The following is a 25325-nucleotide window of genomic DNA, read 5'->3' on the forward strand; positions in this document are numbered from 1 at the left end:
GAGAGTGCCAGGAGGAGCAAGTGCCGACCTACCAGTACCAGTGCACCGAATGCGGCGAGGGCCTCGAGGCGGTGCAGAAGTTCACCGATGATGCCCTGACCGTGTGCCCGAGCTGCGACGGACGCCTCAAGAAGGTGTTCTCCGCGGTCGGCATCGTCTTCAAGGGTTCCGGTTTCTACCGGAACGACAGCCGCGGCTCCTCGTCGAGCAGCACAGCGGCGTCGACGCCCTCGAAGTCGTCCGACTCCACGTCGTCCTCGTCGTCGGGTTCGGACACGAAGACGAGCGCGACATCGTCGTCCTCTTCGTCTTCGTCTTCGTCCGGCTCCTCCTCGTCGTCGGCGTCCGCGCCGGCCACGTCGAGCAGTACGTCGGCCGCCTGAGCCCGCGTACGCCCCACCTGCTTTTCACGGACCCCGCCGAGGCCACTCGGCGGGGTCCGGGCGTTCGCCCCGGAAAACGCTCCTGCCGATACGGTGACCGCATGGCGAACGCACTTGACGAAACGGGCTCCGGTACGGGTACGGCGGGTACCGGGAGCTCCGCGGAGATCGGTGTCATCGGCGGCTCGGGCTTCTACTCCTTCCTGGAGGACGTCACCGAGGTCACCGTGGACACCCCTTACGGGAAACCGAGCGACTCGGTCTTCCTCGGCGAGCTCGGCGGCCGGCGGGTGGCCTTCCTGCCCCGTCACGGACGCGGCCACCACCTGCCGCCTCACCGCATCAACTACCGGGCCAACCTGTGGGCTCTGCGCTCCGTCGGGGTCCGGCAGGTCCTCGGCCCGTGCGCGGTGGGCGGGCTGCGGCCGGAGTACGGACCGGGCACCCTGCTCGTCCCCGACCAACTGGTGGACCGCACCAAGGCCCGCGTGCAGACTTTTTACGACGGTGAGACCCGGGCCGACGGGACCGTACCGAACGTCGTCCACCTGGGCTTCGCCGACCCGTACTGCCCCGAGGGGCGCAAGGCCGCGCTCGCCGCTGCTCGCGGACGCGACTGGGAGCCGGTGGACGGTGGCACCCTGGTGGTCGTCGAGGGTCCTCGCTTCTCGACCCGTGCGGAATCGCGCTGGCACGCGGCGATGGGCTGGTCGGTCGTGGGCATGACCGGACACCCCGAAGCGGTCCTCGCCCGGGAGCTGGGCCTCTGCTACACGACGATGACCCTGGTGACCGACCTGGACGCGGGGGCCGAGGCGGGCGAGGGCGTCTCGCACGAAGAGGTGCTCCAGGTGTTCGCGGCCAACGTGGACCGGCTGCGCTCGGTGCTGTTCGACGCGGTGGCCGGGCTGCCGAAGAGCGAGAACCGCAACTGCACGTGCGCCCATGCCCTGGACGGGATCGACACGGGGATCGCCCTGCCGTAGCGGGGATCGCCGGCGCTTCGGCAGGGCGGGCGTCGCCGGAACGGGTGACGGAGTTATCCCCAGTGCGGGGACTGTCCACAGGCCTCAGCGGGATCTGCGCGGACGGTGGAGAGTGAGGGGGGTTCGGCCGGAACAACCGGTCCGGACCCCCCTTCACCGTTCCCTCCCCTCTCTCTCCCTTGCCCTCCTCCGCCGGAATCCAGGTGATGCCATGTCCACGCCCATGCCCCCGCCCATGCCCCCGCCCATGTCCACGCCCCCTTTCCCGTCTCGACCCCCTTCCCTGCCCTCCTCCCTCCCCTCCTCGCCAACTCGTTCCCCGTCCCGGTCCCCGTCCCCGTGCCCGCCTCCGGCGCCGGTGCCCCCGCCATGCGGGGTGAGGCCGTTCGGACCCCTGCGTGTGCGGGGTGGTGGTGCGGACCGGCTGCGCCGGATGCTGCGTCGACAGCGGCGCGCGGCGGCTGCGGGGCTCGCGCTGGCGGGTGCCGCGCTGGCCACCACGGGCCTGAGCAGTACCGACGGGGAGTCCGGCCCACCGGGTGCTCCGCAGGGGGCCGGCCGGCCGGCCGTGCGGCTGGTCTCCGCGCCGGTCCGGATCGCGGACCCGGAGACAGTACGACTGCTGCGCCCGGGGGACCAGGTCGATGTGATCGCGGTCGGTGACGCCGACGACGAAGCACGCGTGGTGGCGCGAGGAGTGCGCGTGGCGAGGGTGCCGTACGCGGCCGCAGGGCCCGGCGGCCATGCGGCCGACATGTCCAGCGCCGGAGCGGACGGCGCGGGACGAAGGGACAGTCCGGGAGGGCTGGACGGTCCGGGACGAGCGCATGGTTCGGGAGGAGCGGGTGGCATCGGTGAAGCGGATGGCATCGGAGGCACGGGGGTGGAGGGCGGGGCGCTGGTGGTGCTGTCCGTGGAGCGGTCGACGGCCACGGCGCTGCTGGGCGCGAGCGCTTCGGGGCGGCTGGCCGTGGCGGTGTCCGATGCGAACTGACGCCCGTTCACCTCACCCATGGGGCGTAGCGGGTTGGACAGTGCCGCCTTCTCCCGCCTTAGGTGGCGGAGCAGTTCGCTCCCCTCACCACCCATGCGAAAGAAGGCTCACCTGTGAGCGAGAAGAAGGTCAGTCTGCTGGAGGGCTTCAAAGCCTTCCTGACACGCGGCAATGTGATCGACCTCGCGGTGGCTGTCGTCATCGGCGCCGCGTTCACCAACATCGTGAACGCTGTCGTCAAGGGCGTGATCAACCCCCTGGTCGGCGCGTTCGGCACCCAGGACCTGGACAACTACAGCTCCTGCCTCCGGGGCCCCTGCACCACGGACCCGAGGACCGGGGAGATGGACGGGATCGAGATCCTGTGGGGCTCGGTGCTCAGCGCCGCCCTCAGCTTCCTCATCACCGCTGCCGTCGTGTACTTCCTGATGGTGCTGCCGATGGCCAAGTACCTGGCCAGGCGGGCGGCGGCGCAGGCCGCCAAGGAAGGCGTGCGGGAGACGATGGAGGTGAGCGAGCTGGAGGTGCTGAAAGAGATCCGCGACGCCCTCGTGGCGCAGCGCACCGGTGGCGCGCCCGGCTCTCACGGGCCGGGCTCGGGCGGGACGGACGGGGCGGCGGCGGGCCCGCGCGAGGACGGGTAGCCTTCCGGGCCACCGCTCAGATGTGGTGGGGCGGCTTCTCGTCCAGGAAGCGCGCGAGGTCGGCGGCGCTGCCGCCGGAGAGAGGCCGCTCGCCCCACCCCTGGTCCGTATCGTCCGCGGACTGCCGGTCCAGCGGATCGTCGAAGTCCAGAACCGGCTTGGGCTTCGGTTCCTCGTGCGGCTGCTCCTGTGGCTGCTGCTGCTTCGCATCGCGCGGGCTGGGGGCGGGGGCGGCGCTCATGTCTCCAGGGTACGGCGGGGCACCACCGGATGTGAGCCGCCGTGGAGCCGGGCGGTGGGCGTCAGCGGTCCTTCGGGTCGATGAGCCACAGGCCGAGCACGACGAGGAACGACAGGCAGAGGAAGCCCGCACCCCACCAGGCGGTGCCGGTATTGCCCTCCATCCACTCGTCGATCAGGACCGTCAGCCCCCAGAGCTGACCGATGACGACGGTCATGGCCAGGGTGAGCCGGGCGGTCAGCTTCGAGGAGCGCTCGGGGTCCTGGTCGGTGCCCGCTCCGGGCCCGGGGCCGGTGTGCCGGACGCGAGGGTCCCCGTATCCGCTGGTGGGACGGATCTGCGGATACCGCTCGTGGACGGGCCGGTTCAGTTCGGGGTCGGCGCTGCCGGGGTGGTACGTGGGGAAGTGGCTGCCGGGGGGCGGCAGCGGCTGCTCGGGGTGCGGGGTGTCGCTCATGCCCGCCTGCCCGTGTTCCCGGCGGTGGCGGGGGTCTCGCCGGCTCCCGGCCCGGGGCCGGGTGCGGGGCCGGTGGCCCGGCGGGCGGTTTCCGTTCCGCCGTCGGCCCGGGTCGGGGGCCGCTCGCCGGTGTTCCGGCGGCCGGGTCGTGCGCCGGCTGCCCGGGGCGGGGATTCGGCTCCGCCGCCGATGTCGGGGCACCCGATGCGGGAGGCGAGGTCGGGGCGGTCGCCGCCGAGCTGGCGGCAGAGGCCTTCCTCGATGCTCTCGCCGGAGCGGGTGGTCCCCACGGCCCAGATACTGCCGTCGTCCTGCTCGATGACCACGACCTTGGGCAGCCCGCGCGGCGGCGGTCCCGCCGTGACCTCGCCGGACCTGGCGTCGAAGACTCCTTCGTGGCAGGGGCAGTACAGCTCGCCCTCGGTGCCCCGGTCCTTGCGCCAGAGCACGGCGCAGGCGAGGTGGGTGCAGACGGCGGAGTAGCCGACGAGCGTGCCGTCGTCGAGGCGGACGGCGACGGCCCGGTCCTCCTCGCCCGGGTAGCGGAAGGCGATCGACTCGCCGGGCTGGAGTCGCCCGGCGATGCGCTTCGCCTCGGGGGCCTTGCCCTCCTCGCCGTCGCCGTGGCGGTGGAGCATGCCCGCGGCCACCCCGATGCCGCCGACGGCGAGCCCTCCGGAGACGGTGGTGACGATCCGGAGGTAGTCCCGCCGAGTGGTGAGGGAGTCGGCGGCGATCCGGTCCTGGAGCGCCTCGCGCGGGTCTCCCCCGGCGGGGTGGTCGCCGCCCGGCTGGTGATCGGTGACGCTCATCGGCGGACGTCCTTCCCGTTGATCTCGACGACGGGGAGCCCGCCGGGGACCGGCCACTGGACCCGTTCGGCGGGGACGACCATGGCCACGCCGGTGCGGACCTCGGTCTCGCCGAAGACGAAGGTGTCGGCGACCTGTACGCCGGGGCGCTCCGCCTGGAGTTCCTCGACGGTTCCGTAGAAGAGCGCTCCGGTCGGGCAGACGGTGGCGCACATGGGGGCGAGGCCGTAGGCGGTGCGGTCGTAGCAGAGGTTGCACTTCATCTGCAGCTTCGCCTGCAGGTCGATCTTCGGTACGCCGAAGGGGCAGGCGTTGACGCAGTTGGAGCAGCCGATGCAGCGGGTGGTGTCGGCCTGCTGCACCACGCCGTCGGCGGTCACCAGGATCGCGTCGGCGGGGCAGACCTCGGCGCACGGGGCGACCGGGTCCTCGCAGTGCATGCAGACAGTGGGAAGGGAGGCGACCGAGTGGCCCTCGTCGGTGTAGTCGAGGTGGATCATCGACTTGCCGCGGTGCGAGTCGCATTCGCGGCAGGCGGAGACACAGGCCTGGCACCCGATGCAGCGCCCCGGGTCGATGAAGATCGTTCTGCCCATCATGGGGCCTCAGCTCCTCTCCGAGGTGCCACGGCCCTGGGGGGCCGTGGGAGGCAGCGGGTCGGTACGGGAGACCTGGGTCTCCGGGTAGGCGACATGACCGGGAGCGACCGGTGGGGCGGGGACCTCGTCGATCCGCTCGGCGTGCTCGACGCGGCAGGCGCACACCTTGTACTCGGGGATCTTGGACCGGGGGTCGAGGGCGTCGATGGTGAGGGCGTTGGCCGCGGTGGGGACGGGCCAGTGGTAGGGGACGAACACGGTGTCGGGGCGGATCGCCTCGGTGACCAGGGCGGGGAAGACCTCGCTGCCGCGCCGGGTGACGACGCGGACGGGCTCACCGTTGCGGAAGCCGTGGGAGGGGTGGATCTCGGCCCAGGGGCGCGGGGTCTGTTCGACGAGGGCGCCGAGCCTGCGGGTCTGGTTGCCGGAGAGGAAGTGGGCGACGGTGCGGCCGGTGGTGAGCGACATGGGGTAGGCGTCGTCGTACGGGTCCATCGGGGGGTGCCATTCGACGACCTGGAGGTGGATCTTGCCGTCGGGGTGGTAGGTCTTCCCGTCCTCGAAGAGCCGGGGGGTGCCGGGGTGGTCGGTGGTGGGGCAGGGCCAGGCGATGCCGCCGGTCTCCTCCAGACGTTCGTAGGTGATGCCGTAGTAGTCGTTGACGGTGCCGGCGGAGGCGACGCGCAGCTCGTCGAAGACCGACCGGGAGTCGGGGAAGTCGAATTTGTCGCCGGCGCCGAGCCGTCGGGCGAGTTCGCACATCGCCCAGGTGTCGGTGCGGACGCCGGGCGGCGGGTCCTGGGCCTTGTTGTGCTTGACCACGCGGGCTTCCGCGTTGGCCATCACCCCTTCGTCCTCGGCCCAGGTGGTGACAGGGAGGACGACATGGGCGTTGGCGGCGGTCTCGGAGAGGAAGAAGTCGAATTGCGCGTGGAACTCGGTGGCGTCGTACCCCTCCTTGACCACCCGGTAGTTGGGCAGGGAGACGAAGGGGTTGTTGCAGATGCCGATGAGGCCGCGGATCTCGCGGCGCTGCATCTGCCAGACCATTTCCATCATGGAGGTCCCGGCGGGCGGGAGTTCGGACTCCTCGATGCCCCAGATCTCGCAGATCTGGCGGCGGTGCTCCTCGTTCATGATGGAGCGTCCGCCGGGGAGGAGGTCGGCCTTCTGGCCGTGCTCGCGGCCGCCCTGTCCGTTGCCCTGGCCGGTGATCGTGCCGTAGCCGGCGCCGGGTTTGCCGATGTGGCCGGTGGCGGTGCAGAGGTTGATCACGGTGAGGCAGTTCTCGACGCCCTGCGAGTGGTGCTCGATGCCCCGGGCGTGCCAGGCCATGGCCTTGGGGGCGCGGGCGAAGGTCCGGGCGACCTGGACGATCTGCTCGGCGGGGATCCCGCAGATCGCGGCGGCACGGGAGGGCGGGTATTCGGCGGCCTTGGCCTTGACCTCCTCCCAGCCGGTGGCGTGGGCGGCGAGGTAGTCCTCGTCGGTGAGCCCTTCCTCGATGACGACGTGCAGGACGGAGGTGAAGAAAGCGGAGTCGGTGCCGGGCTTGAGGGCGACGTGGATGTCGGCGGTCCGGGCGATGGCGGTCTCGCGCGGGTCGATGACGATGAGGCTGGCTCCCCGGTCCCGGGCCCCCCAGACGTACTGGGTCATCACGGGGAAGCACTCGCCGACGTTGGAGCCCGCGATGAGCAGACAGTCGGTGAGCAGGATGTCGGAGAAGGGGTTGCCGGCCCGGTCGATGCCGAAGGCCAGCTTGTTGGCGCCCGCGGCGCTGACCATGCAGAGGCGCCCGTTGTAGTCCACGTGCCGGGTCTTGAGCGCGACCCGGGCGAACTTGCCCACCAGATAGGTCTTCTCGGAGAACAGACTGGCCCCGCCGAGGAGCCCGAAGGCGTCGTTGCCGTGGGTCTGCTGGATGCGCTTGATCTCGGAGACGGTGAAGTCGAGCGCCTCCTCCCAGGAGACCTCGCGGAACTCCTCGTCGCGGGAGCGGCGCATCAGCGGGGCGGTGAGCCGGTCGGGGTGGTTGACCTGCTGGTAGGCGTTGATGCCCTTGGGGCAGAGCCGCATCCGGTTGATGTCGTGGTTGCGGGGTTCGACGCCGAAGACCTTGCCGCGGCGGTCCACGCGCAGATACATCCCGCACTGGACACCGCAGAAGCAGCAGTGGGTCGGCACGAGCGTCTCGCCGTTCTGGTCGGCGTGCCACTGGTCGGCCGGGATGCCGCCCGCGTCCCGGAAGGCGCGGGTGCCGGGAGGGGCGAGGGAGGGGTCCAGGGGGATGAACGTCCGGCGGTCGGCTGCAGCTCGCGGATCCGCGGTCACTTGAAGCCCTTCTTCACATGGGAGAGGTAGGCGCTGCCGCGCAGCACCCGCTTGCAGCGCGGGCAGTATGCGGCCCAGGAGTCGAAGTCGAGCCGGAGGTCGCGCATGGTGCCGCGCAGGTTCTCGACATAGGGGCCGGTGTCGATGGGCTCCTCGCAGCGGCGGCAGGCGAACACCTCGTCGTCCTTGCGGCCGGTGTACTTGAACAGCTGCATGCCGACCGCGGCCGGGCGCTGGACGATGTGGAAGAACTTGCCGAACGGGATGTAGATGAGGGTGAAGACGACCGACACCATGTGCAGGATCGCGAGGAACTGGTAGCCGCCGCCGTGCAGGAAGATCGAGGAGAAGGTGAGCAGCAGCCCCGTCACGGAGATGACGATGAGCGCGATCAGCGGCACCAGGTCGTAGGCGAAGCGCTGACCGGTGGCGGCGCCGCGGTCCTTCATCCGGCGCCACAGGAAGTACGAGGCACCGGGGATGACGAGGACGGCGGCGATGTCCAGGCCGTGGAACATGAGCCAGCCGAGCACGTTGAGCGAATCGAACCCGAGGATCTTGAAGCCCCAGATCCTCATCTCGTAACCGGGTCCCGCACCGCTGCCGGAGGTGAAGGTGAACCAGCCCCAGGTAAGCGGGAAGGTGATCAGCGCGGCGAGGACGCAGCCCCAGAAGATCAGCTGATGGGCGGCCCAGCGGGCGTGGGAGCGGGCGCCGAGGAACTTCTGGAAGCCCAGATAGGTGGCGATCATCTTCGGCAGGGCGGTAGGGGCCCTGCGGAAGTTGTCCAGGGAGAAGAGGCTGCGCAGGCCCTGTTTGAAGAGGCGCCGGGCACCGGGGGCGGAGACCCAGACGGTGTACCGGTAGGCGACGCCGAAAGCGAGGAAGACCGTGGCCACGGCATAGGGGAGGAGAGCCGAGTCGAAGTTGCGGAGCATGCGGCTGCCGAGCACGATCGCGAGGATCAGCAGGGCGGAGACAGCCACGCCGGCGAGCGTCGCCCGGGTGGTGACGGACCGGGGGCCGGTAGCGGCGGAAGGCGTGCCCGCGGGGCCGCCGGGGGCCTGGGGCTCGGCGGCTGCGGTGGCTTCTGAGGGCTCGGTCACCCGGCCACCGTAGGACTGTTTGAGCCGATTGAACCCGTTTTGTGGCGTGAGAGGGTGACGGGGTCGCCCGGACAGTCGCACGGGCCCCTTGTCCGGGCGGGTGGCTTGCTCGTCGCGCCGCTCCCGCCGGTACGTTCGCAAGGCGTCGCCCGCACTCCCCTGCGGGCCCCGACCCCGACCGGAGGAGCCACGCGATGACCCCCAGGGACCGCAGGGACCCCAAGGACCCCATGGACCGCGTCGGACCCGAGGCCCGTGCGGCATCCGGGGACCGCGTGGAGCCGGAGGGCGGGGCTTCCGGGCGCTCGCCCCTGCTGGACGCGCTGACCGATGTGGCCGGAATCCGCGTCGGCCACGCCGAGGTCGCCGGGGCGGGTGCGTTGAGCGGCACGACCGTCGTCCTGGCCCCCGAGGGCGGGGCCGTGGCCGCCGTGGACGTGCGGGGCGGCGGGCCGGGCACGCGGGAGACGGACGCGCTGGACCCGCGCAATCTGGTGCAGCGGGTCGACGCCGTCGTCCTCACGGGAGGCAGTGCGTACGGGCTCGACGCCGCGTCCGGCGTGATGGCCTGGCTGGAGGAGCAGGGCCGGGGCGTCCGGGTCGGCGCCGGACCCACCCAGGTGGTGCCGGTCGTTCCGGCCGCCGCCCTCTTCGACCTCGGCCGGGGCGGCGACTGGCGGGCCCGCCCCGACGCGTCGACCGGCCGCACCGCGGTGGAGGCCGCGGCAGCCACGGGGGCCGGGGAGCCCGTCACCGAGGGCGGCGTGGGCGCGGGCGCCGGCGCGATGGCCGGGCAGCTCAAGGGCGGCATCGGCACGGCGAGCACCCGCCTCGCCTCCGGGGTCACGGTGGCCGCCCTCGTCGCGGTGAACGCGGCGGGTTCGGTGGTCGACCCCCGGACCGGGGTGCTGTTCGGGGAGTACGGGACGGGGGAGCCGCCGGTCCACCCTCCGGCCGAGGTCCACGCGGCGGCGGCGCGGCGTCTCGCGCGGGAGCGGGAGGCGACGGAGGCGGCCGGGGCCGGAGCCCCGCCGTTCAACACGACGATCGCGGTCGTCGCCACGGACGCGGACCTGACCCGGGCTCAGGCCCAGAAGCTGGCGGGCACCGCACACGACGGGCTGGCCCGCGCGGTGCGCCCTGTCCATCTCCTGACCGACGGGGACACCGTGTTCACGCTGGCCACCGGGCAGATACGGGTGCCGCCCGGGGACCCGGCCGCCGTCAACGAGATCCTGGCGGCGGGCGCGGACGTCCTGGCGCGGGCCATCGTGAAGGCCGCGCGCGCGGCCCGGAGCATCGAGGGACCGGGCGGCAGGCTCCTCTCGTACACGGAGCTGTACGGCGCCTGGTCCTAGCACCACGGAGCCGTACGGCGAACAGCACCACGAGGCCGTACGGCGGTCAGCGCCACGTGGTCGCGCGGCGCCTGGCGGCCGGTCCGGTCGGCGGCCCCCGGGGGGGCGCGCGGCGTGGGCGAGGGGCGCGCGGGCGCCCGACTCGTCGTCTGCGCAAGGGAGTTCGCCCCAACCGCCCGAAATGCACCGGGAACAGGCGGGGAACTTTCTGCGCGCGCCCCACGTTTTTACCAACCCCGGTCACGATGTCGGACCCAGGGACTACGTTAAGCACGCACCAAGTAACACGCGGCGACGGCCTGGAGACACCACCTTGAGCGATCCGTACGAGACAACCGAGCACCACCTCGACCGACTCCTGCGACGCGCCCTCAACTCCTTCGACCTTCCCGACAGCACGGTCGACCGCCTCGGCACCGCGCTCACCCACAGCAGTTCGCTGCACTCGTCGCACCACAGCTCCGTGCTGCACCGCGAGACCTACCGTCACACGTATCTCCTCGCCGACGGCTCCACCCTCACCCTGTGGGAGCTGGTGCACAGCGGAGGCCGGGACGTGCGGATACCGCGTCGGCACGAGCTGTACGACGACGAGGGCGACGCCCGCATCGCCGCTTCCCGCCTCGCCGGGAGCTTCTCCGACTCCCCGGCCTTCGGCGACGAGGGGGTGCGGGAGACCCCGGGCGATCTGGAGATGCTGACGCTGCTGATGTCGGCCCCGCCGGCCCCGCTCCCCCGGACGTACGCCCCCGACAATTCCGCGGACCACGCCCGCCGGGTGCTGCGCCGCGCGGAGAACGCCGACCGGCCGGGCGAGCGGAAGACACGGCTGCTCCGGTCCGCGTTCGCCCACCACATCACCCAGATCTTCGGACGTCAGTGCCGCGTCGACGGCCGCCCGGCCGGATTCACGCTCTACGAGCACGCGTTCCTGCTGCTGGACGGCAGCGAGACGAGCCTGTGGGAGGTCGAGCACACGGCGACGCCCGACGGCCGCCACATGTGCGAGGTGTACGAGGACGAGCACGCCGCCCGTGCGGCGATGGAGAACCGCATCCGGATCTGCTGACCGCTGACCCGGACCGCCGTGACCGGCCCGGCCAGCTCGCCGCACCAGCCGGCCGCGGCCGGGCCGGTCACGCCTCCCACACGGGGGGCGGCCCTGCCGCCCGCACGGATCAGCTCGCGCCGCCCTCCGCGTGGGCGTCGCCCTCGACGTGGGCGCGCGGCCGGGCGGGCAGCGCGAACATCACCAGGAAGATCACCGAGAACACCCCGGCCACCCACCACAGCGCCTGCTGGAACGCGTCGACGAACGCCGGGCCGACCGCCTCGGGGGCCAGCCGGTCGCCGATCGCCCCGTAGAAGACGACGGACACCAGGCCGAGGCCGAGCGCCGTCCCCATCTGCTGCACGGTGTTGATCAGCCCGGACGCCGATCCGGCGTGCTCCTTGGGCACTTCGGAGAGCACGGCGTTGGTCAGCGGAGCCACGACCAGCCCCATCCCCCCGCCCATGACCACCAGCGGGACGGCCATCTGCCAGGACGTGATGGCCATGCCGTACTGCTCGCTCTCCCAGAGGTAGACCAGCAGTCCGGCGATCATGAGGAGCGCACCGGCCTGGAGCACCTTGCGGCCGAAGCGGGGCACCAGCTTCTGCACGGAGATCCCGGCGGCCACCGAGACGGCGACGGAGAACGGGATGCCCGTCGTGCCGGCGCGCAGAACGCTCCAGCCGAGACCCATCTGCATGTACAGGGTCCAGACCAGGAAGAAGATGCCGAGGCCGACACCGAAGGTCAGCTGCACGGCGATGCCGGCGGCGAAGCTCTTGACCCGGAACAGGGAAAGTTCGATCAGCGGCGAGCCGTCCGTCCGCGCCCTGTGCCGCTGGTACAGGACCAGCGCCCCGAAGACGAACAGGCTGCCCACCATCGACAGATGACCCCAGAGCGGCCAGCCCAGCTCATGTCCCCGGGTGAGCGGGTAGATGAGCATCAGCATCGCCAGAGTGATCAGGGCGACGCCGAGCAGGTCGAGGCGGACCGCCCTGGGGGCCTTCGACTCGGTGATGAACTTCGCGCCGAGAAGCAGTCCGGCGATGCCCACGGGCAGGTTGATCAGGAAGATCGGCCGCCAGCCGAGCCCGAAGAGGTCCCATTCGGTGAGCAGCGCGCCCAGCAGCGGCCCGGAGACCGCGCCGAGCCCGACGATCGCGCCGAAGAGCCCGAAGACCTTGCCACGCTCGTGCGCGGGGAAGGTGGCGTGCACGATCGACAGCACCTGAGGCACCATCAGTGCGGCGGTGGCGCCCTGGAGGACCCGCGCGGCGACCAGTATCTCGGGGCTGCCCGCGAATCCGCACAGGGCGGAGGCGAGCGTGAATCCGCCGATGCCGATGAGGAAGAGCCGCTTGCGCCCGTAGATGTCGCCGAGCCGGCCGCCCGTGATCAGCCCGGCCGCGAACGCGAGCGCGTAACCGGCGGTGATCCACTGGATCGCGGAGACCGAGGCTCCGGTCTCGCGTTGGATGCTGGGGATCGCGATGTTGACGATCGTGACGTCGACCAGGTCCATGAAGGCGGCGGTCATCACGATGGCGAGCGCGAACCAGCGACGCCGGTCGGCCGGGGCGGGGGCCGCGGCTGCTTCCTCTGCGGTCCGTGGGGCGGGGGTGGCAGGTGTGGTGGGTGGTGCGAGGTGCGACGCCGTGGGCGGCGGAGGTGCGGAAGTAGGCATGGGAGGAACCTAGGCATCCATCAGGTCAGATGCTGACCTGATGGTCCGGCATCCTGGAGCCATGTCCGACACCCCCGCACGACTGCTGAAACTGCTGTCGCTCCTCCAGACCCCACGCGAGTGGCCGGGCGGCGAGTTGGCCGAGCGGCTCGATGTCAGTCCGCGCACGATCCGCCGGGACATCGACCGGCTGCGTGACCTGGGCTACCCGGTCGAGGCGTCACGCGGCTCGGTCGGCGGCTATCGCCTGGTGGCGGGCGCTGCCATGCCACCCCTCCTGCTGGACGACGAGGAGGCGGTGGCCATCGCGGTGGGGCTGCGGGCCGGGGCGGGGCATGCGATCGAGGGCGTCGACGAGGCCTCCGTACGGGCGCTGGCGAAGTTGGAACAGGTGCTCCCCTCCCGGTTGCGGCACCGGGTCTCCGCGCTCCAGAACGCCACGGTGCCGCTGACCCGGGGCGACGGCTCCACCATCGACCCGCGGACCCTGACGACGCTGGCCTCGGCGGCCACCGGGCGGGAGCGGCTGAGGTTCGCGTACCGCAGCGGCGACGGCACCCGGACGAAACGGCAGGTCGAGCCGTACCGGCTGGTGAGCACCGGGCAGCGCTGGTACCTGGTCGCGTACGACCTCGACCGGGAGGACTGGCGTACGTTCCGGGTGGACCGGGTCGGCGAGCCGCACGCGACGGGGGCCAGGTTCGCGCCGAGGCCGCTGCCCGTCGAGGGCGCGGGGGGTGACGCCGGGGGCGGGGACGCGGCGAAGTACCTGGCCCGGTCGATGAGGCGGATGAAGCCGGAGCTGTGCCTCGATGTGTGGTTCGGGGCGCCGGCGGAGTTCGTGGCGGCGCGGCTGCCCGCGCATCTCGGGACGCCGGAGCCCGACGGGGAGGGCGCTTGCCGGCTGCGGACCTCGTGCACCGATTCGCTGGAGTGGGTGGCGCTGCGGCTGGCTCTGGTGGACTGCGAGTTCTCCGCGCACGGGCCGCCGCAACTGGTGGCGTACCTGGAGAGCCTCGGCGCCCGGCTGACCCGCGCCGCCCTCGCCCCGGCCCCGGCCTCAGCCTCGGAGGGAGGGCGGCGCGGAACAGGGCGGGCCCCGGGCCAGGACCGGCCCCGCGCCACCCCGGAACGGGTGCGTCCGGTGGCGGACCCGGAACAGGGATGAGCCCCGACGCCGGGGGGGGTGGGCGCCGGGGCTCAGCTCAGGGACCGGTGAAAACCGGTCGGGTGACCGGAATGACCCGGTCGGTCGGCCGGTGCGAACCGGCTTGATGGGGAGATTACGGGTTATTGGCTCACGCCGCAGCGTCAAAGCCCGTGTCGTGAGCCATTCGCTTCAATTCGAGCAGTGCGTGCTTCTCTATCTGGCGGATCCGCTCCCGTGTGAGGCCGTGCTGCTTGCCCACTTCGGTCAGCGTCCGCTCCCGGCCGTCCTCGATGCCGTACCTCATCTTGATGATCGAGGCAGTCCTGTTGTCGAGCTTGCCGATCAGGTCCTCCAGCTCCTCACTGCGGAGCAGGGTCATCACGGACTGCTCGGGCGAGACGGCGGAGGTGTCCTCCAGCAGGTCGCCGAACTGGGTGTCGCCGTCGTCGTCCACGGACATGTTGAGACTGACCGGGTCGCGGGCCCAGTCCAGGACGTTGCCCACGCGCTCGGCGTTGGAGTCGAGCTCGGCGGCGATCTCCGCGTGCTCCGGGTCACGCCCGTGCTCTCGGTTGAACTCGCGCTGGACCCGGCGGATCCGGCCGAGCTCCTCCACCAGGTGGACGGGGAGCCGGATCGTGCGGGACTGGTCGGCGATGGACCGGGTGATGGCCTGCCGGATCCACCAGGTGGCGTACGTGGAGAACTTGAAGCCCTTGGCGTAGTCGAACTTCTCGACCGCGCGCACCAGGCCCGCGTTGCCCTCCTGGATGAGGTCGAGCAGAGGGAGCCCGGCGCGCGGGTAACGGCGGGCCACAGCCACGACGAGCCGGAGGTTGGAACGGATGAATATGTCCTTGGCGCGCTCGCCCTCGGCGACCAGCGCCTCCAGCTCCTCACGCTTCGCGTCACCGGCGGCGCTCTCCACCGCGCCGTCGAGGATCTGCTGGGCGAAGACGCCCGCCTCGATGGTCTGGGAGAGGTCGACTTCCTTGGCGGCGTCGAGCAGCGGTGTGCGGGCGATCTCGTCCAGGTACATGCCGACCAGGTCGCGATCGGCGATCTCTCCGCCCACGGCGCGAACACTGCCTGCCCGGCCGGACCCACCGGAAGTGGTGGACGTACGACGGGCGACGGCACGGGTTGCCATGCGTGCTCCCTTGCTGAGTAGGTCGCGACACCCTTTCGAGGTGCCCTGCATCCGTTGGAAACAACGACTGGAATCCGGACAGAATTCCCATGCCGCACATTCACTTTCGCGATCATGCAGTACCCTGTCCGGCTCCGACCGCTGCATTCCGCTTCCGGACTCCGCCGGACGCGCAGGTCAGAGCCGGTAGCGGGGGCGCTCGGCCCCTTCGCGGCTCTCCGACCGGGTACCCGGAATCGGCGCGGGCATGAGACCGCACTCACCCGCACGTCGCACTGCGCCCCACCCGGACCACCCGGCCCCGGCCCTCCCGGCGCCGGGAGGGCCGCGCTCGCATCCCGGAAGACGGCCGGGGCGGCGTTCGGGTTGCTCAGGGCGTCCACGACGCGCCGGAGCGCAGGACCCCGGCCCCTGGGCCCCGGGACGTACGACCGCCGACCGATCCGGCCGGTAACCGGGGCCCGGAGTACCTGGGACCCCGGTCCGAGAACGACCGGGACCGTGGCCCGATCCGTTCCGGCCCGCCCGCGCCTAGCGTGCTCGGCATGGACGACACCACAGGCACCCTCGACGAGGCGCTGGAGCGCATCCATGTCTCGGGACCGGAGCGCGACGGCTGGCTGAGCAATCACGCGCCGATGGCCGTGGAGGCCCTGGTGCGGCACGGCCAGGCGCCGGCGGTGCACCGCTGGCTGGACCGGTACGGCCCGAAGCTGGAGGAGATGCCGGACGGCACCGGCTCCCCCGTGACCGCGCGGAACTGGCACGAGGCGCTGGGCGACCCGCGCCGCATCGCCGACTGGACGGCGTTCTTCGAGCAGGAAACGGCCGAGAAACCCTGGCGCGACGTGCTCGCCGAGTGGTGGCCCCGGCTGCTGCCGGGCATCGCCGCGGGCGCCACGCATCCGGCGATCCGGGTGGGACATTCCGTACGGACCCTGCTGGCGGGCGAGGAGAGCGTCCCGCGCGTCCGGGAGCTGGCCCACGCCCTCGGCTACTGGGCCGCCCGGCACCAGCCGCTGCCCGCCCTGACGCCGCTCGGCCCGGCCCCGAGTGCGGCGGCGGCGCTGTACCGGGTCCCGCTGGTGCCCGACCCGAACGGCGGCATCCGGGAGCGGTTCGCGCAGCTGACCGGCTTCCCGACCTGGCCGGAGCCGGAGCGGGACTCCGCCGCGGAGCCGGAGCGAGACCCTGCCCCGGGGCGGGGAGGAGGCACCGGTCCGGGGCGGGGGCCCGGCGGCCCGGAGGCGGCCCGGTCCGCGCTCCGGGAGCTCGTACGGGCCTCGACGCACCGGTACGCGACCCACGCGCACGGCGATCCGATCATGCTGGTCCACGCGGCGACCGCACCCAACGCGGTCCTGCGTACCCTGCCGGCCCTGCCGGGCGAACTGTGGGTGCCGAGTCTGCGGGCCGCCTGGGCTGCGAGCGCTGCGGTCACCGCCGCCTACGCACCCCGTGAGGCGGCCCCCGTCCCGGCCCCGGAGTCCGGCGCCCCGGACGCTGGGGAGCTGTTCGCCCGGGCGGCGGCGCATGGCGACGACCACACCATCAAGTTCGCCGACACGGCACTGGACGTGGGCGACGCGCTCGCGTTCACCGCCGCCCGGCGCGCGATCGAGCTGAACCCGCCGGTCTTTTAGAACGTTCCGGGGCGGTCGGACCTGTTGGGGGGGCGGCTGGGTGGGGCGGTTAGGGGGCGGTTGGGGTCGACTGGGGCGGTCCGGAGCGGTCTCGGGGCGCGCCGGGACCGCTCCGTAGCGACCATGGAGCCCTTCGTAGCCGCCCTGGAAGCCCCCGTCGCGGCCCTGGGCCCATCCGCCGCGTTCCTGGGCCCTTCCGCAGGCGGACCTGGGACCTTCCGACGGCGGCCCTGGGGCCCCTCCGTAGCGGCCCTGGGGCCCTCCGACGCGACCAAAGCCCCCTCAGCCGAACTGCACCGAGCGCTTCGCCAGCCCCATCCAGAAGCCGTCGATGACGCTGCGCCCCCGGTCCAGCTCGCCCTCGGCCGCGCCCAGCGTCACGAACAGCGGCGCGAAGTGCTCGGTGCGCGGGTGGGCCAGCTTCCCGGCCGGGGACGCGTGCTCGAAGTCGATCAGCGCGTCGACGTCCTGGGCCCGCAGCGCCCGGTCGCCCCAGTCGTCGAACTCCGCCGACCAGCCGGGAACGCCGCCGCCCCGGTGCCGCAGAGCGGCCAGGTTGTGGGTGAAGAAGCCGCTGCCGACGATGAGAACGCCCTCGTCACGCAGGGGTGCGAGTTTGCGCCCGATGCCCATCAGCTTCTGGGGGTCGAGGGTCGGCAGCGAGATCTGGAGGACGGGGATGTCGGCGTCCGGGAACATCTCCACCAGCGGTACGTACGCGCCGTGGTCGAGGCCGCGGTCCGGAATGTCCTGGACCGGCGTACCGGCTCCGCGCAGCAGCTTGCGGACGCTGTCGGCGAGTTCGGGCGCGCCCGGGGCTCCGTAACGCACCCCGTAATAGTGCTCGGGAAAGCCCCAGAAGTCGTACACGAGCGGCACGGTCCCGGTGGCGCCGAGCGCGAGCGGGGCCTCCTCCCAGTGGGCGGAGACCATCAGGATCGCGCGGGGGCGGGGCAGCCCCGCGGACCAGGCGGCGAGTTCACCGGGCCAGACGGGATCGTCGGCCAGCGGCGGCGCGCCGTGCGAGAGGTAGAGGGCGGGCATCCGCTCCGCGGTGACTGTCATGGCACTCCCATCCACTGGACGCGGCGCCAGGGCGACGGGCGCCGCGCTGGGCGCACAGGGCACTGGTTCCGGTCACGCATTCGGCCGAGCAGAAGTTCCCCGAGGTCATATGAGGGATCGTTGTGCAGGGGCCCTGCACAACCCGGGGGCCCTGCGCCCCTTCTGGATCCTCTGCGGGGACCCGCCGGCGGGCAGGCTTCTTGAAACTTCAAGTTCCTAATTCCGGAGACCTTAGCTCCGGAGACCTTAACCCTATCTAGTTAAACTTTCAAGAAAAGGTCGTACAGTGGAGTACATGACCACGGCATCCACCAGCGCCCCGCGCTGGCTCACCGACGAGGAGCAGCACGCCTGGCGCGCCTATCTGCAGGCCACCACACTGCTGGAGGATCACCTCGACCGCCAGTTGCAGCGCGACGCGGGCATGCCGCACATCTATTACGGGCTGCTCGTCCAGCTCGCGCAGGCCCCCCGCCGCCGGATGCGGATGACGGAGCTGGCCCGGAACGCGAAGATCACCCGGTCCCGGCTCTCGCACGCCATCGCCCGGCTGGAGAAGAACGGGTGGGTACGCCGCGAGGAATGCCCCTCCGACAAGCGCGGCCAGAACGCGGTGCTCACCGACGACGGGTACGCGATGCTCCGCCGCTCGGCGCCGGGCCACGTCGAGGCCGTACGGCAGGCGATGTTCGACCGGCTCACGCCCGAGCAGGTGAGGAGCCTCGGGGAGATCATGCGGGCGATCGCCACCGGCCTGGAGCCGGAGGACACGGACGCGGATCTGCCCTGGCTCCGCTGAGCGGAACCAGGGCAGAAGAACGACCGGGCGGGGAAAGGTGCCGCCGTCGTCAGTGGGCGACCACCGGGATCCTGAACTCCTCCTCGGCACCCGCGCCGGCCGCGTCGTCCGCCCCGCCGGACCCCATTCCGGGGCGGCCGGTGTTGATGAGGGTGAGCGCGATGGCCGCGGCGGCGACGAGGATGCCGACAGCCCACCAGATCGCGGCGGCGAAACCGCTCACCATGGCCTGGAGCTCCAGGAGCTGCGGGTCCGTGGCGCGGGCCGCGTGATCGGCGACGTACGCGGTGGTGGCGCTCGCGGCGATGGTGTTCAGCAGTGCGGTGCCGATGGCGCCGCCGACCTGCTGCGAGGTGTTGACCATCGCGGAGGCCACACCCGCGTCACGCGGCTCGATGCCGTGCGTGGCCAGGGACATCGCCGGCATGAACGCCGTACCCATGCCGAGGCCGAGAAGCAGCATGCCGGGCAGGATGACGGCGGCGTAGCTGGTGTTCAGGTCCAGCTGGGTCAGGAGCAGCATGCCGACCGCGGCGACCAGGAAGCCGGGGCCCATCAGCAGGCGCGGCGGGACCCGGGTCATCAGCCGGGTGCCGATCTGGGTGGACCCGGTGATCATGCCGACGATCATGGGCATGAACGCGAAGCCGGTCTTCACCGGGGAGTAGCCCTTCACGACCTGGAGGTAGTAGGTCAGGAAGAGGAACAGCCCGAACATCGCGATGATGGCGAGCCCCAGCGAGAGGTAGACCCCGCCGCGGTTGCGCTCGGTGAGGACGCGCAGCGGCAGCAGCGGCGACTTCACGTGCGCCTCGGTCACGACGAAGGCGATCAGCAGCACGGCGGCGGCGACGAACATGGAGACGGTCACCGCGTCCGACCAGCCGGCGGACTCGGCGCGGGTGAAGCCGTACACCAGGGCGACCAGGCCGAGCGTGGAGAGCACGACGCCGGGGATGTCCAGCGGTGCACGGTTGCGGGCGCCGGACGGCTCGCGGATCACGAAGTACGCGCCCGCGGCGGCGACGATGGCGAACGGGATGTTGACGAAGAACGTCCAGCGCCAGTTCAGGTACTCGGTGAGGAAACCGCCGAGGATCAGCCCGACCGCGCCACCGCCACCGGCGATGGCCCCGTAGATGCCGAACGCCTTGGCGCGCTCCTTGGCGTCGGTGAACATCACGGCGAGCAGGGAGAGGGCGGCCGGGGCGAGCAGGGCGCCGAAGACACCCTGGAGGGCCCGGGAGCCGAACATCATCGCCTCGTTCTGGGCGGCGCCGCCGAGCGCGGAGGCCAGCGCGAAGCCGATCAGACCGACGACGAAGGTGCGCTTGCGTCCCCAGAGGTCGGCGATCCGGCCGCCGAAGAGGAGAAGCCCGCCGAAGGCGAGGGCGTAGGCGGTGATGACCCACTGCTTGTTGCCGTCGGATATACCGAGGTCGGTCTGGGCGGAGGGCAGCGCGATGTTCACGATGGTCGCGTCGAGGACGACCATCAGCTGGGCGAGCGCGATGAAGGCCAGGGCCTTCCAGCGACTTGGATCGGGAAGGGCGGTATCAGCCGTTTTTGACATGGGTGTAGTCACCTAAGTGCGTGCGAGGACGCCGGGGCGTCGCGAAGTGGGCGAAGTGGGTGAAGTGGGCGCGCGCCGGAGTACGTGCTGATGTACGCGCGACGGGATGACATGAGCTCGTGGGACGCCTACGTGGACACACAGCTGTCCTCGTAGGCGGAAAGGACGTACGCGGGAGGGCGCTCCCGGTGACAGTGACAGTGACAGTGACGGACTGGCGTCGGCGTCGGCGTCGGACGGCCGGGGACACGCACACGCCGACGGGCGTCACCGGTGAGGGCGGGACAGGTCCGGAAGGTTCAGGTCGTCGCGGGCGTCAGGGGCGCCGCAGATCCTCCAAGGTCGCCGCCGATCCGGGCAGTTCGGAGCGGGCCGGGGTCTCCAGTCCGTCCAGGAACAACTGCAGATGACGGTGGGTGAACCGGTCGATTCCCTGGCAGGCGATGCCGGGAAGCGGCCGGGTGAGCTGGGAGAGGGCGACGAGTACGTCACCGACGGCGATGTCGGTACGCAGCCGCCCCGCGGACATGGCGCGCGCCACAAGCCCTTCGACGGCCTCTTCGAGGCGCCGGCGCTCGGCGAGCAGTTCGGGGTGGTCCTTGTCGAAGACGCCGGAGAGCATCGGGCACAGGGCGCCGATCCGTTCGTCGGCGGCCGCGTGCACGAAGCGGCTGAGCGCGGCGAACGGGTCGGACTCCGTGGCGGCGGCCTCTTCGGCCCGGAGGGTGGTGCGGGAGGTGACCGCGAGGACGACCTCGTGGGTGAGGGCGGCGCGGTCGGGGAAGTTCCGGTAGAGCGTGGCGTTGCCGACGCCCGCTCGCCGTGCGACATCGTCCAGCGCCACGTCCGGCCCGAACTCGACGAACAGCTCGCGGGCCGCCGTGACGATCCGCTCACGGTTGCGGAGCGCGTCGGCGCGCGGGCGGGGCGTCCGGCAGGGCGCTGCCGGTGCGGTGCTCTCGGCGGCCGGCGGCGCGGTGTGCTTCGCGGCCCTCTCGGCGACGGTCTCCGTCTCCGTCTGGGTCTCCGTCTCCGTCTCCGTCTCCACGATGACGCTCCCCCCTTCCCTCTGTGTAGCCGGTCAGCCCCCTTGGGTAACCGGGGACCATCTCCCCGTTTAGCGGGGACACGTATGCAAACGGGGAGAGGGTCCCCGCTTATTTCCCGCCAGAACGTGACCTGAACCACACCGCTTTCTTGGCGGAAAACCCTCCGATCGGCGCACCCAGCGAGCGGCCCCGGACCACCCGGCACAGGCTGATCGCCAGAGCGCAGTCAGGGGTCGGCCGACTGCCGCGGACCCCGAAGGCGCCCCGATGCAGCAGCCCCGCCACCGGATACGCAGACACCGCCGCCCGGTCGCCCTGGCCGGAGCGACCGCGCTGGTCATAGCGGCCATGGCCTCGGCCAGCACCACAGTGCCGACCACCGGCCGCGCCTCGGCGGGCCCGGCGGCCACCAGCCAGGACTCCGCCCTCGCCCCGTGCCGGATCTCCGCCACCATGGGCGTGCAGATGTCCGAGGGCCTGCCGACCCCGCCCGGCTACGCCCGGTCGACCGGCGAGATCAAGGCGCTCAACCTGATGATCGACTTCCCCGACGCGGAGGGAACGGAACCCGCCACCGACCGGTACGCGGAGTTCTTCCCGCAGACCTCCGAGTGGTTCCGGGCCAGCTCCTACGGCCGCCTCGTCTACCGGCCCGAGGCCCCCGTCAAGGACTGGCTGCGGATGCCGATGCCGTTCACGGAGTACGGAATAGAGCGCGGCTCACCCTTCGAGCCGGGCTACCGCCAGCTGGTGAATGACATCGTCGCGGCTGCCGACCCCCGGGTCGACTTCTCCGCGTACGACCTGGTCAACGTCCTGGTCAGCCCGAACGCCGGCCCTTCCGCGCTGGACACCGTGCTCTCGGTGACCTTCTCCGGCAACGACGAGGCCCCGACGGCGGACGGTGTCCCGCTCTCCAACACGTCGTTCGTCTACAGCCGCCAGGACGACGGATCGGGGTCGTACGCCGAGACCGGCTACCGCGTCCTGCCGCACGAGAACGGCCATGTCTTCGGACTGCCCGATCTCTACACGATGGAGGGCGGCGGCTCGGTCGGGCACTGGGACATCATGTCCGAGGACTGGGGCGCCAACAACGACTTCCTGGCCTGGCACAAGTGGAAGCTCGGCTGGCTCGACAACGAGCAGATCAGCTGCGCCTCGCAGCCCGGCGTCAGCGAGCACACGCTCGGCCCGCTGGCCACCGAGGGCGGCACCAAGCTCGCCTTCGTCCCGCTGAGCGACCGGTCCGGCTACGCCGTGGAGGTCCGTACGGAGGCGGGCAACGACGAGGCGGTCTGCCGGCCAGGGGTGCTGATCTACAAGGTCAGCTCCGACGTGGACACCGGCCAGGGCCCGGTCTCCGTCGCCGACGCCACCGAGGACAGCGGCGGCTGCACCCGCCGCCCCAACGTGCACGCGGAACTGTCCGACGCCCCCTTCCGCCCCGGCCAGACCTTCACGGACCGGGCCAACGGCGTACGGATATCCGTGCTGGACGAGGACGAGGAGGGCGCCTACCGGGTGCGGGTCACCCGCCCGTGAGCGGCTCGGCGCCCGGAGCGCACGCCCCGTCGGACTCCACGAAGACCCGGAGCCGGTGCTTGAGGAGCTTCCCGGTGGCGTTGCGCGGGAGCGGCCCGTCGGTGAACAGCACCCGGGCGGGCACCTTGAAGGCGGCGAGCCTCCCGCCGACGTGCTCGCGCAGGGCCCCGGCGGTGACCCCGGCCCCGGGGCGCGGCCGGACGACGGCCGCCACTTCCTCCCCCAGCACCGGGTGCGGGACGCCGAGGACGGCGGCGTCGGCCACGTCGGGGTGGTCGTGCAGGACGCCCTCGACCTCGACGCAGTACACGTTCTCGCCGCCCCGGATCACGATGTCCTTGAGCCGGTCGACGATGGCGACCCGCCCCTCGCGGCGTACGGCGAGGTCCCCCGTACGGAACCAGCCGCCTTCGCCGAAGGCCTCCCCGGTCGCCGCCGCGTCGCGCCAGTAGCCGCGGAACAGCGACTGGCCGCGCAGCCACAGCTCCCCCGGCTCCCCGTCGGGCAGCTCCTCGCCCGCCGGCCCGGCGACCCTCACCTCCGTGACCGGGGTGGGCCGTCCCACGCCGCCCGGCTCCGCCCGGTACTCGTCCCCGAAGTGCGCGAGGACCCCGCCGCTGGTCTCGGTGAGCCCGTAGCCGTTGCGGGGCTCGACGCGTTCGCCGTACCGGGAGGTGAGGCGGGCGACCAGGGCGGGCGGGGCGGGGGCTCCCCCGGTGCTGAACAGCGTGAGGCTCTCCAGCCCGTCCCCGGCCCGCTCCGCGGCCTCCAGCAGCTGGAGGCCGGTGGCGGGGACCCCGGCGAAGTGCGTGACGCCATGCGCACGGATCAGCCGCAGCGCCTCGTCCGCGTCCCATTTGTGCATCAGGACGAGGGTTCCGCCGACCGCCATCGCCCCGTAGAAGCCGGTGAACGCGGCGACGTGGAAGAACGGGAACGTCATGAGGGAGACGGGGGCGGGCCCCTGCCCCGGAATGACACCGCGCGCCAGCGCGGAGGCCGCCGCGTGGTAGCGGGGGTTGAGCGCGGCCCCGGCCTGGGCGAGGTGGGTGGCCACCGCGCCCTTGGGACGGCCGGTGGTGCCGGAGGTGTAGAGGATCGTGGCGTCGTCCTCGGGCCGGGGTTCCACGTCGGGCGGCCCGGCCAGCGGATCGGGGGCGGGGAACTCCTCGTACCGCTCGACGCGCAGCCCGGTCGCGAGCCCGGTGCCGTCCGCCTTGCCGTGGCCCCCGTGGTCCCCGCGGCCCCCGTGGCTTTCGTGGCTTTCGTCGTCCCCGTGACTTCCGTGGTCCCCGTGGAAGAGGACGACGCGCGTCCCGGTCCGCCGGGCCCAGCCGGCGACCCGCCCCAGCCGCTCCCCGTCCACGAGGAGCACCCGGGGCTCGCAGTCCTCCAGTACGTGGGCGAACTCGCCCGCAGTCCACCAGGCGTTGAGCGGTACGGCGACGAGACCGGCCAACTGGACGGCCCAGAAGGAGATCTGCCACTCGGGGTGGTTGCGCATCGCGATCACGGCCCGGTCGCCGGATTCCAGCCCGTACCGCTCTCGCAGGCGTACGGCGAGGGCGGAGGCGGCGGCGAAGAACTCGGCGTAGGAGTACCGCTGTTCACCGGCGACGAGGAACGGCGCGTCCCGGTAGGCCCAGGTGGTCTCCACGAACTCCCGCAGCGTACGGGGCCCGTCGGCGTACTCCGGCGTCCCCTGCTCGCCGACGACCACGGCGAAGGGCGCGCCGGGCGCGGTGAGGGAGGCCTCGATGCGCGCGGCGCGCCGGGCGCGTTCCGCGGCGACCCCGGCGTCTTCGGGGGCCGGGGGCGGGGGCGGGGACGGATGGGTGTGCGGCACGGACGGCCTCTCTCGCGCTGACGCTGGCTGCTACGCGAGACGCTATGCGGACGGGGGCGCGGGGCCAAGGCCGGGCGGCGACGGGTCCAACGAGCCGACCGGGGGGCGCGGTCACCCTCGCGCGCACCGGCGGGCGGGACATCGGGCGCGGCACCGAGGACGGTGTGGGGTGAGGTGCCGGGCGAGATGCCGGATGAGGTGCCAGGCGCGGCACCGGGCGAGGTGTCGGGTGTCTGGTTGCGGATCTCGGTCGTCAGGTGCTCCTCAAGGCCGCTCAGGCGGTTGGGAGAGTTCCGGATCACGGCCAGTTCCGCATGGTCGAGCGGCTCTTCGCGCCGCCAGGGGGTGGGTCCGCGCGCGGTACAGCCGGGTAGGGCGTCCCATAACGGCATCCTGGCCGGCGCCCGTTCATGGCGGCGGGCCGAACGCCTCGTGTTGCGCAGCACGTTGACGGCGATGCCCATCAGCCACGGCCCCGGGCTCTCCCCCTCGTCCCGCAGCTTCCCGCGCAGCCGCCACGCCTCCAGACACGTCAGCGACACGACGTCCTCGGCCGCGCTCCGGTCTCCGGTGGCCCGGACGGCATGCCGGAAGACGAAGGACTGTCCCGCAATTCCCGGTGACGCACATCACAGCAGGCCCGCCCGGGCCGTCGCGGCGAACCCGCGAAGAGCACACAGCCAGCACAACCAGCACAGAGGCGGCACAGAGTCGACACAGAGCGACCGACGCGGGGGCACGCTCGCACGCTCAACCAACCCGAGGAGCGGCGCCCACTCCGCCCGCCGGCACTGCCGACGGCGACCCTGTCTTCACGACGTCTTCACGAAGGAACCTCGGGCTTCGTGGT

At 72.1% G+C, this 25325-nt stretch carries 22 protein-coding genes and 1 pseudogene; 10 read left to right on the top strand and 13 right to left on the bottom strand.

All coding sequences use genetic code 11. The annotated features are described in order from the left end of the window. Nucleotides 1-20: 20 nt before the first annotated feature. From PSQ21_RS13110 to PSQ21_RS13125, 4 genes are all read left to right on the top strand, one after another. Nucleotides 21-383: an FmdB family zinc ribbon protein gene (locus tag PSQ21_RS13110; protein ID WP_274030680.1), complete on the top strand. Its 363-nt coding sequence runs from the start codon at nt 21-23 to the stop codon at nt 381-383. 101 nt (nt 384-484) lie between these two features. After that, nucleotides 485-1369, top strand: a complete 885-nt coding sequence (locus PSQ21_RS13115; protein ID WP_274030682.1) for an S-methyl-5'-thioadenosine phosphorylase — start codon at nt 485-487, stop codon at nt 1367-1369. A gap of 433 nt (nt 1370-1802) precedes the next feature. Beyond that, complete coding sequence (locus PSQ21_RS13120) at nt 1803-2363, top strand: hypothetical protein (protein WP_274030683.1); 561 nt, start codon at nt 1803-1805, stop codon at nt 2361-2363. A gap of 113 nt (nt 2364-2476) precedes the next feature. After that, nucleotides 2477-3007 (top strand): large conductance mechanosensitive channel protein MscL, encoded by a 531-nt coding sequence (locus tag PSQ21_RS13125; protein WP_274030684.1) that lies wholly within the window; start codon nt 2477-2479, stop codon nt 3005-3007. Nucleotides 3008-3023: 16 nt separating this feature from the next. Here the strand turns inward: PSQ21_RS13125 and PSQ21_RS13130 are convergent, their stop codons facing one another. From PSQ21_RS13130 to PSQ21_RS13155, 6 genes are all read right to left on the bottom strand, one after another. Next, nucleotides 3024-3248, bottom strand: coding sequence for a hypothetical protein (locus PSQ21_RS13130; protein ID WP_097865675.1), 225 nt, complete (start codon nt 3246-3248; stop codon nt 3024-3026). Nucleotides 3249-3309: 61 nt separating this feature from the next. Beyond that, nucleotides 3310-3705: a hypothetical protein gene (locus tag PSQ21_RS13135; protein WP_097865674.1), complete on the bottom strand. Its 396-nt coding sequence runs from the start codon at nt 3703-3705 to the stop codon at nt 3310-3312. Next, on the bottom strand, nt 3702-4517 hold the full coding sequence (locus PSQ21_RS13140) for a QcrA and Rieske domain-containing protein (RefSeq protein WP_274030686.1): 816 nt from the start codon (nt 4515-4517) through the stop codon (nt 3702-3704). The genes PSQ21_RS13135 and PSQ21_RS13140 overlap by 4 nt, the downstream gene beginning before the upstream one ends. Continuing rightward, complete coding sequence (locus tag PSQ21_RS13145) at nt 4514-5116, bottom strand: 4Fe-4S dicluster domain-containing protein (protein ID WP_007452552.1); 603 nt, start codon at nt 5114-5116, stop codon at nt 4514-4516. Before PSQ21_RS13145 ends, PSQ21_RS13140 begins: the two co-directional genes overlap by 4 nt. Before the next feature lie 6 nt (nt 5117-5122). Beyond that, nucleotides 5123-7450, bottom strand: a complete 2328-nt coding sequence (locus PSQ21_RS13150; RefSeq protein ID WP_274030689.1) for a molybdopterin oxidoreductase family protein — start codon at nt 7448-7450, stop codon at nt 5123-5125. Continuing rightward, a complete protein-coding gene (locus PSQ21_RS13155; RefSeq protein WP_274030690.1) occupies nt 7447-8556 on the bottom strand; it encodes an MFS transporter in 1110 nt (369 codons plus the stop codon). The genes PSQ21_RS13150 and PSQ21_RS13155 overlap by 4 nt, the downstream gene beginning before the upstream one ends. A 230-nt stretch (nt 8557-8786) precedes the next feature. Between PSQ21_RS13155 and PSQ21_RS13160 the strand changes: the two genes are divergently transcribed. Further along, on the top strand, nt 8787-9914 hold the full coding sequence (locus PSQ21_RS13160) for a P1 family peptidase (RefSeq protein ID WP_443334420.1): 1128 nt from the start codon (nt 8787-8789) through the stop codon (nt 9912-9914). A gap of 313 nt (nt 9915-10227) precedes the next feature. After that, complete coding sequence (locus PSQ21_RS13165; RefSeq protein ID WP_274030693.1) at nt 10228-10983, top strand: DUF6227 family protein; 756 nt, start codon at nt 10228-10230, stop codon at nt 10981-10983. Nucleotides 10984-11092: 109 nt separating this feature from the next. Here PSQ21_RS13165 and PSQ21_RS13170 read toward each other — a convergent pair whose 3' ends face one another. Then, nucleotides 11093-12655 (bottom strand): MFS transporter, encoded by a 1563-nt coding sequence (locus PSQ21_RS13170; RefSeq protein WP_443334386.1) that lies wholly within the window; start codon nt 12653-12655, stop codon nt 11093-11095. Between the two features lie 61 nt (nt 12656-12716). Between PSQ21_RS13170 and PSQ21_RS13175 the strand changes: the two genes are divergently transcribed. After that, a complete protein-coding gene (locus PSQ21_RS13175) occupies nt 12717-13823 on the top strand; it encodes a helix-turn-helix transcriptional regulator (RefSeq protein ID WP_274030696.1) in 1107 nt (368 codons plus the stop codon). Nucleotides 13824-13953: 130 nt separating this feature from the next. Here the strand turns inward: PSQ21_RS13175 and PSQ21_RS13180 are convergent, their stop codons facing one another. Next, entirely contained in the window at nt 13954-14955 is a 1002-nt protein-coding gene (locus PSQ21_RS13180; protein WP_274030698.1) for a sigma-70 family RNA polymerase sigma factor, read from the bottom strand. Between the two features lie 545 nt (nt 14956-15500). Here PSQ21_RS13180 and PSQ21_RS13185 point away from each other — a divergent pair. Next, nucleotides 15501-16598 carry a questin oxidase family protein gene (locus PSQ21_RS13185; RefSeq protein WP_274030699.1) on the top strand — a complete coding sequence of 366 codons (1098 nt, stop codon included), beginning with the start codon at nt 15501-15503 and terminating at the stop codon, nt 16596-16598. 282 nt (nt 16599-16880) lie between these two features. Here PSQ21_RS13185 and PSQ21_RS13190 read toward each other — a convergent pair whose 3' ends face one another. Continuing rightward, nucleotides 16881-17663 (bottom strand): dioxygenase family protein, encoded by a 783-nt coding sequence (locus PSQ21_RS13190; RefSeq protein ID WP_274030700.1) that lies wholly within the window; start codon nt 17661-17663, stop codon nt 16881-16883. Nucleotides 17664-17949: 286 nt separating this feature from the next. Here PSQ21_RS13190 and PSQ21_RS13195 point away from each other — a divergent pair, with 286 nt between their 5' ends. Next, complete coding sequence (locus tag PSQ21_RS13195) at nt 17950-18462, top strand: MarR family winged helix-turn-helix transcriptional regulator (RefSeq protein WP_274030701.1); 513 nt, start codon at nt 17950-17952, stop codon at nt 18460-18462. Nucleotides 18463-18511: 49 nt separating this feature from the next. On the opposite strand, the gene PSQ21_RS13200 is transcribed toward PSQ21_RS13195, so the two are convergent. Beyond that, nucleotides 18512-20035: an MFS transporter gene (locus PSQ21_RS13200; RefSeq protein WP_274030702.1), complete on the bottom strand. Its 1524-nt coding sequence runs from the start codon at nt 20033-20035 to the stop codon at nt 18512-18514. A 316-nt stretch (nt 20036-20351) separates the two neighbouring features. Continuing rightward, nucleotides 20352-21083, bottom strand: a complete 732-nt coding sequence (locus PSQ21_RS13205; RefSeq protein WP_274030703.1) for a TetR/AcrR family transcriptional regulator — start codon at nt 21081-21083, stop codon at nt 20352-20354. Nucleotides 21084-21351: 268 nt separating this feature from the next. On the opposite strand from PSQ21_RS13205, the gene PSQ21_RS13210 reads away from it, so the two are divergent. After that, entirely contained in the window at nt 21352-22629 is a 1278-nt protein-coding gene (locus PSQ21_RS13210) for a M6 family metalloprotease domain-containing protein (protein ID WP_274030704.1), read from the top strand. Here the strand turns inward: PSQ21_RS13210 and PSQ21_RS13215 are convergent. Then, nucleotides 22616-24475 carry a class I adenylate-forming enzyme family protein gene (locus tag PSQ21_RS13215; protein WP_274030705.1) on the bottom strand — a complete coding sequence of 620 codons (1860 nt, stop codon included), beginning with the start codon at nt 24473-24475 and terminating at the stop codon, nt 22616-22618. The genes PSQ21_RS13210 and PSQ21_RS13215 overlap by 14 nt on opposite strands. A gap of 368 nt (nt 24476-24843) precedes the next feature. Further along, nucleotides 24844-25071, bottom strand: a pseudogene (locus PSQ21_RS13220) (RNA polymerase sigma factor); the annotation flags it as partial. Nucleotides 25072-25325 lie beyond the last annotated feature (254 nt).

This window comes from Streptomyces sp. MMBL 11-1, assembly GCF_028622875.1.
Taxonomy (GTDB): Bacteria; Actinomycetota; Actinomycetes; order Streptomycetales; family Streptomycetaceae; genus Streptomyces.

Bases quoted from the DNA above. Each gene is read 5' to 3' on its own strand.
- PSQ21_RS13115 (WP_274030682.1), top strand. From the start codon at position 485: ATGGCGAACGCACTTGACGAAACGGGCTCCGGTACGGGTACGGCGGGT.
- PSQ21_RS13120 (WP_274030683.1), top strand. From the start codon at position 1,803: ATGCTGCGTCGACAGCGGCGCGCGGCGGCTGCGGGGCTCGCGCTGGCG.
- PSQ21_RS13130 (WP_097865675.1), bottom strand. From the start codon at position 3,248: ATGAGCGCCGCCCCCGCCCCCAGCCCGCGCGATGCGAAGCAGCAGCAG.
- PSQ21_RS13135 (WP_097865674.1), bottom strand. From the start codon at position 3,705: ATGAGCGACACCCCGCACCCCGAGCAGCCGCTGCCGCCCCCCGGCAGC.
- PSQ21_RS13140 (WP_274030686.1), bottom strand. From the start codon at position 4,517: ATGAGCGTCACCGATCACCAGCCGGGCGGCGACCACCCCGCCGGGGGA.
- PSQ21_RS13145 (WP_007452552.1), bottom strand. From the start codon at position 5,116: ATGATGGGCAGAACGATCTTCATCGACCCGGGGCGCTGCATCGGGTGC.
- PSQ21_RS13160 (WP_443334420.1), top strand. From the start codon at position 8,787: ATGGACCGCGTCGGACCCGAGGCCCGTGCGGCATCCGGGGACCGCGTG.
- PSQ21_RS13170 (WP_443334386.1), bottom strand. From the start codon at position 12,655: ATGCCTACTTCCGCACCTCCGCCGCCCACGGCGTCGCACCTCGCACCA.
- PSQ21_RS13175 (WP_274030696.1), top strand. From the start codon at position 12,717: ATGTCCGACACCCCCGCACGACTGCTGAAACTGCTGTCGCTCCTCCAG.
- PSQ21_RS13180 (WP_274030698.1), bottom strand. From the start codon at position 14,955: ATGGCAACCCGTGCCGTCGCCCGTCGTACGTCCACCACTTCCGGTGGG.
- PSQ21_RS13185 (WP_274030699.1), top strand. From the start codon at position 15,501: ATGGACGACACCACAGGCACCCTCGACGAGGCGCTGGAGCGCATCCAT.
- PSQ21_RS13190 (WP_274030700.1), bottom strand. From the start codon at position 17,663: ATGACAGTCACCGCGGAGCGGATGCCCGCCCTCTACCTCTCGCACGGC.
- PSQ21_RS13200 (WP_274030702.1), bottom strand. From the start codon at position 20,035: ATGTCAAAAACGGCTGATACCGCCCTTCCCGATCCAAGTCGCTGGAAG.
- PSQ21_RS13210 (WP_274030704.1), top strand. From the start codon at position 21,352: ATGCAGCAGCCCCGCCACCGGATACGCAGACACCGCCGCCCGGTCGCC.